Origin of the sequence: Flavobacterium sp. T12S277, assembly GCF_048514875.1 — a bacterium.
GTDB lineage: Bacteria > Bacteroidota > Bacteroidia > Flavobacteriales > Flavobacteriaceae > Flavobacterium.
Window position 1 is genome coordinate 1 of the sequence record NZ_JBLYEG010000055.1, and the last position, 2,642, is coordinate 2,642.

A 2,642-nucleotide genomic window follows, 5' to 3' on the forward strand; every position below is an offset into this window, starting at 1 on the left:
TGCAAATTCCGGTTATATTGATCACCCCATTCCGTTTTAAAGTGAGCACCTGATTCCAGTTCAAAATGACCACCTAATTCCGGAGCAAAATGACCACCTCCGTTTTGATTAAAAACTATATTTTTTCATCTGTTAATTAGTATTCAAATATAATAAAATATCACTCTTTGTTTATTCCTCTTTTCTTTCTCATCGATTCCCCATGTAATTCAAGCCTATGAGATTGGTGTATAAGTCTGTCTAATATTGCATCGGCTATCGTTTTTTCTCCAATTATATCATACCAGCCCTGAACTGGGATTTGTGATGTCACGATTATAGAGCCGTTATTATGCCTGTCCTCTATGATCTCTAAAAGAGTAATTCGATTATGGCTGTCAAGTGCCTGGAGTCCAAAATCATCAAGTATTATAACATCCTGTCTTTGTATTTTGGTAAGTTCCCGCAGATAAGTACCATCTGCTTTAGCCATTTTTAGTCTAGCGAACAATTTTGAGGTATTAAAATAACTGACCTTAAAACCCTGTATACAGGCTTGATAACCTAATGCAGTACCTAAATAACTCTTACCGACACCGGTGCTTCCAGTGATTAAAATGTTTTCGTTTTTCTCTATAAATTCGCATTCTGCCAGACGCAGTACCATGTTTCGGTCCAGGTTACGTGATACATCAAAATTGATACTTTCAATATTTGATTTGTAATGGAATTTGGCATTAGTGATACTTCGTTCAATACGACGATTGTACCTTTCATCCCATTCTGCATCAATAATCATCGATACAAACTGGTCAAGGGTATAATGATCTGTTTTTCCGCTTTCAATGGCTGTTTTAAAGGCATTAAACATGCCATAAAGCTTCATTTGTTTCATTTTGGTTACTGTGGATTCATTCATTTTTTCAAGATTTAATTTAGTTATAATAGTGTTTTCCTCTTATGTTACTGTGATCAGGAAGTTCCTGCTCAGGTTCTTGATCAAAATCAATATGATCCAAGTTGTTTTCTAAAATATTTTGTATGGTCTTAAAATTGTAAATTTTAAAATCAAGTGCCCGCCTGCAGGCATTTATTAATCGCTGTCTGCCTACCTTCTTTTCAAAATTCAGTATTCCTAAACAACTTTTATAAGCCTGTTCCGGATGATTTCTGCTTTCGATTATCTGCATTATATATTCTCCTACTGACTCATCAATATTATTAGCCCATTCAATGAAGCGGGCAGCACTCCATTGGGCTACAAATTGATGTGTACTGGCTAAATGCTCAGGGGTTGTTGTATAGACATAAGGTTTGTAGTTTCTTGGATGTACAGCTATTCGATTGTATTTATAATAAATCTCTACCGTTGATTTGGTATATAACAGCTTTGCTTTCTTTTTTACATATTGATACGGAACGCTGTAATAGTTTTTGTCCTGGCTTAATTGAACATGACCGTTTTGCATTACTGTTGCAAAAGATTGGTATTTAATTTCAAAACGATCTTGTGGCAGTGGACGCAGTTTTTCTTTCTCGTCTTCTAAAAATAATTCAAAGCGGGAATAAGGGCGTCCTGTTAGTTTTCTGTTATTATGAGAGTCAAGTAAATCCCAGATCTGCTGGTTTAATTCTTCCAAAGAAAAGAACTTGGTTTCTTTTATGGTTACATAAATCCTTCGATATAATATCTTAACAGCTCCTTCAACTAATGATTTGTCTCTGGGTCTGTAAGCTCTGGCAGGTAAAATTGTAGTTTCGTAGTGTTCTGCTAAATCAGCCAGGGTTTCATTGATTGTCGGTTCAAAACGACTGCTTTTTATTACTGCAGATTTTAAATTATCCGGAACAATGGCAGCAGGAGTACCTTCAAAAAAGCGCATGGCATTCTCTACTGAGTCAACAAAGTTTTCCTTTTGCTGGCTCATGGAAGCTTCAGCATACGTGTATTGGCTAGCGCCTAATATTGCTACAAAAAATTGTACTTCTTTGACTTCTCCGGTATCTATATCAATAATTGAGAGTGTCTTTCCGGCATAATCAACATACATTTTATCACCAGCCTTATGGTTCATATGCATGACCGGATTGACTCGCTTGCCCCATATATTGTAATGATAATGAAATTGTGAAGTTCGATAACCATCAGGATTTACAGCAATATATTGTTCCCACATATGCTGTACGGTAACGCCAACTTTTTTTAGTTCACGTTCCATTTTAGGGAAAAAATCATAAAGTGTCTGTAATCTCGGGCTAATGGCCTCTACACTAGTCTGGGAGAATAAAAGTTCCAGCTCTGCATCGGTTTTTTGGTCGATTGATTCAAAGCTTAATCCAAGAACTTCAAATAAAGAAATATATTTCTTTACCGTATTTCTTGAAAGGGATAAGTAGCTACTTATAAATAACTTACTCTTTCCATTACAATAGAATTTAATTACTTTTCTAATTTTACTCATGTCTGTTATTTTGTTTGCCATAATCCGTATATTTTTAACGAATGTATGGTTCTAACAACATGAAAAAATCAATAGTTTTTAATCGTTAATTAACCACAAAACCTGGTGGTCAATTTGCTCCGGAATCAGGTGGTCAGTTTGCTCCGGAACGGGTGGTCAATTTACTCCGGAATTAGGTGGTCAAATTGACCGGTTTTTCCA

2 protein-coding genes are annotated in these 2,642 nt (G+C 35.7%); both read right to left on the reverse strand.

Translation table 11 applies throughout. The annotated features are described in order from the left end of the window. Positions 1-160 precede the first annotated feature (160 nt). On the reverse strand, positions 161-898 hold the full coding sequence (gene istB / locus ACN1CN_RS22665) for an IS21-like element helper ATPase IstB (RefSeq protein WP_056251131.1): 738 nt from the start codon (positions 896-898) through the stop codon (positions 161-163). Between the two features lie 16 nt (positions 899-914). Next, the gene (istA, locus tag ACN1CN_RS22670) at positions 915-2,462 is read right to left on the reverse strand and encodes an IS21 family transposase (protein WP_419137950.1); all 1,548 of its coding nucleotides are present in this window, start codon (positions 2,460-2,462) and stop codon (positions 915-917) included. Between the last annotated feature and the right edge of the window lie 180 nt (positions 2,463-2,642).